This window comes from Paramesorhizobium endophyticum (assembly GCF_014640615.1).
Taxonomy (GTDB): domain Bacteria; phylum Pseudomonadota; class Alphaproteobacteria; order Rhizobiales; family Rhizobiaceae; genus Paramesorhizobium; species Paramesorhizobium endophyticum.
This window is the reverse complement of the sequence record NZ_BMHH01000059.1, coordinates 1-3,086: the sequence shown is the minus strand read 5'-3', so window position 1 is coordinate 3,086 and position 3,086 is coordinate 1. Positions and strand designations below refer to the sequence as shown.

Below are 3,086 nucleotides of genomic sequence, written 5' to 3'. Positions count from 1 at the left end.
GCAGCCCGGTAGCTCGTCAGGCTCATAACCTGAAGGCCGCAGGTTCAAATCCTGCCCCCGCAACCATCTTTACTTGCGATCCACCCCGCTCTCCGGCGGGGTTTTTCGTTTGTGCCGAAATCATAAGAATTCCAGCAAGATCGCCCTGAACGTCGATCTCCACCTTACCGTCCACCGGCGTCAGTACGATCTTGTCCACCAGCGAGCGCAGAATGTCCGCCGCCTCGATCCGCTTCTCCTCCTCTTCGTTCTGCAGGGCCTCGTAGAGCTGCTGGACCCGCTTGCGATATTGCAGCGCCATTGAGGGGTGCAGAAGGGGAGGTGGTTCCTCGGCCTCGGCCAGGAACGCTCTCAGCTCCGCTTTCCGAGCTTCCAGTCGTTTCATGTCCTCCACGATTGCTTCGACCGGCCCGCCGGCCTTGATGGCGGTCAACAGCTTCGCCAGTTCGCGCTCGATCTTTCCAATCTCGATCTCGGCGGACGCGATGCCGGCGCGGCCTTCCATGCGCAGCCGATTCATCTCCTGAGTGAATATCTCGCAGAAGCGGGCGAACATGTCGGGATCGACGAGTTTGGTGCGCAGGGCGTTCAAAACGCGCGTCTCCAACTCATCGCGGCGGATGTTCGCCCGGTTGTCGCAGGTGCCTTTGTTGCGCGCTGTCGAGCAGCCGATCAGTGTGGCCGAGATCGCGGAGTAGCCACCATCACAGCACGCGCAGCGCGTCAGGCCGGAGAAAAGGTATTTGGGCCTACGGCGATAGTTCATCGTGCGGACGTCGGCGAGCCCGCGTTCGTCCCGTTCAGTGCGGTTCTCTCCCTGTCTCGCCTTCACTGCGTTCCAGAGATCGTCGTCAAGGATGCGCAGTTCCGGCGCTTCCTGGATGACCCATTCGGATTCCGGGTTGGGTCGGGCCTGCCGCTTGCCGGTATCCGGGTCTTTGACGAAGCGCTGGCGGTTCCAGACGATCTTGCCGACATACATCTCATTGTTGAGGATGCCGTTCCCGCGTTTCGGGTTGCCGTTGATCGTGCTGAAGCCCCAGTCGCCGCCGGAAGGGGCCGGGATGCCGTCCCTGTTCAGGGCGAAAGCGATGGTCTTTGCCGACTTACCGGCGGCATAGTCGCGGAAGATGCGGCGGACCACTTCGGCCTGCGCCTCGTTGATCGTCCGATCGCCGCGAACGGGCTCGCCATTGGCGTCCAGCTTCTTCACCACGTCATAGCCGTAAGCGTTTCCGCCGCCAGATTTGCCGGCCTCGACACGGCCGCGTTGCCCACGGCGCGTTTTGTCGGCCAAATCCTTGAGGAAGAGCGCGTTCATCGTGCCCTTGAGGCCGACATGCAGATGCGTCACCTCGCCCTCTGAAAGAGTAAACATCTTCACGTCGGAGTAGGACATGCGCTTGAACAGGCCCGCGATGTCTTCCTGATCGCGCGACAGGCGGTCCATTGCCTCGGCGAGGATCAGGTTGAAGCGCCCGCGTGTGGCGTCGGAAATCAGCGCCTGAATGCCGGGGCGCAGCAGCGATGAGCCGGAAATAGCATGATCGGAGTATTCCTCGACGATCTGCCAGCCCTGCTTCTCGGCGTGCAGGCGGCACATGCGAAACTGATCGGTGATCGAAGCTTCGCGCTGATTGTCGGAAGAATAGCGGGCGTAAATCGCGACCTTCAATGCACGTCTCCTTCGGGCATCAGGAGACGCGTTTCCCCCGTCGCCTCATCATCTTCACTTCTTCCGCGTAGCACTCCCGCGCCGCTTGCCGCGCCAGAAAGTCGACCAGACGCAGAAGGCGCGGATCGGGATTGCCGCGAGGCGTAAAGGTCAGTTCCGGTTCGTCGATCAGCAAGGCTTCGAGCAGCGCTTCGCGCTCCTTTCTTGTCATCTTCGACCGATATTGGGGTGTTCGCAAGGTCATGCTTTGCAGCATTCGCCTCAAGAACCGTGTAAGCAACTGAAAACGCAATAGAATATTCGGCGGTAATGGGGGTTTGGGGACGCACGACGTAGCGGCCCCGCGTATGCTGGCGTACCATGGCATAGCGAAATAACCTGCGGGTTTTCCTCCCCCGATCGAGCACCGCTCGGTTCAATGCGCTTGTTTTGAGTTCGCTGGACATGAAAGTAATATTACCGTATTGCGTTTTGCGATACAACTCCCTATCTTGTGTCCAAGGAGACGACTCATGGCCAGCACAGCGGAACGCAAGGAATATCCCATCTCGATGCGACTGCCGGAAGCGGATGTTGCGATGATCGATCGTGCCGCCACGCTGCGCGGCCGCTCGCGCACCGACTTCGTGCGCGATGCCGCCGTGCGCGCGGCTGAGGAGGTCGTCATGGAGCAAAGCCTGATCCGCATGAGCCCGGAAGGGTTCGCTGGGTTCATGGAGGTTCTCGCCGCCCCGGCTGCCCCGGTTCCCGAGATGGTTGAACTGGCCAAACGGCCGGCGCCTTGGGAAGCTGGCTACCAGCCGAAGCGGTAAACCGTGGCCCTATCGGCTCCCGAACCGCTCACCGCCGCGCATGATGTTTCCGAATTCTCCTGCGGCAAGCCGACGCTTGATCATTGGCTGAAAACGCGCGCCCTTTCCAACCAGCAAAAGGGCTTCACCGCCGTTCTCGTCGTTCACGAGGCGGGGCGGGTGGTCGGTTACTACGGGCTCGCACCCACCGCCGTCGTGCCGTCGGCCCTGCCGCGCTCGATCCGCACGGGACAACCGCCCGATCCGGTTCCCTGCCTGCTTCTCGGCCAGCTTGCCACGGACGAAGCCTGGGTGGGGCAGGGAATCGGCACAGGCCTGGTCAAACATGCGCTGCAGCGTTGCGTTCAGGCTGCCGCTCTCATCGGTGGACGGGCACTGATGGTCAACGCCATCGATGACGAAGCCGCCCGCTTCTGGCAGCGCCGGGGCTTCATGCCCTCGAAGGACGATCCATACGTTCTCTTCCGCTCAATCACGGCGATTGCTGTGTCGCTTTCTGAAATATAAGAGGCTCTGCCCGTATCCCTGCCTAGTCTAGAGCGTGTCCGTTGAACGCGGAATCGTATTGAGGATTCCCCTGGCTGCGGAATTCTGATTCC

Annotated in this window: 4 protein-coding genes; 2 read left to right on the top strand and 2 right to left on the bottom strand. The window is 61.1% G+C overall.

Annotation, left to right across the window (positions count from 1 at the left end; genetic code table 11):
* Window positions 1-22: 22 nt before the first annotated feature.
* Together IEX53_RS23470 and IEX53_RS23465 are read right to left on the bottom strand one after the other, a co-directional pair.
* Window positions 23-1,675 carry a recombinase family protein gene (locus IEX53_RS23470; protein ID WP_188826584.1) on the bottom strand — a complete coding sequence of 551 codons (1,653 nt, stop codon included), beginning with the start codon at window positions 1,673-1,675 and terminating at the stop codon, window positions 23-25.
* A gap of 19 nt (window positions 1,676-1,694) precedes the next feature.
* Window positions 1,695-1,919, bottom strand: coding sequence for a hypothetical protein (locus IEX53_RS23465; protein WP_188826583.1), 225 nt, complete (start codon window positions 1,917-1,919; stop codon window positions 1,695-1,697).
* Between the two features lie 268 nt (window positions 1,920-2,187).
* Between IEX53_RS23465 and IEX53_RS23460 the strand changes: the two genes are divergently transcribed.
* On the top strand, window positions 2,188-2,487 hold the full coding sequence (locus IEX53_RS23460; protein WP_188826582.1) for a type II toxin-antitoxin system TacA family antitoxin: 300 nt from the start codon (window positions 2,188-2,190) through the stop codon (window positions 2,485-2,487).
* A 3-nt stretch (window positions 2,488-2,490) separates the two neighbouring features.
* A complete protein-coding gene (locus IEX53_RS23455) occupies window positions 2,491-2,994 on the top strand; it encodes a GNAT family N-acetyltransferase (protein ID WP_188826581.1) in 504 nt (167 codons plus the stop codon).
* Window positions 2,995-3,086 lie beyond the last annotated feature (92 nt).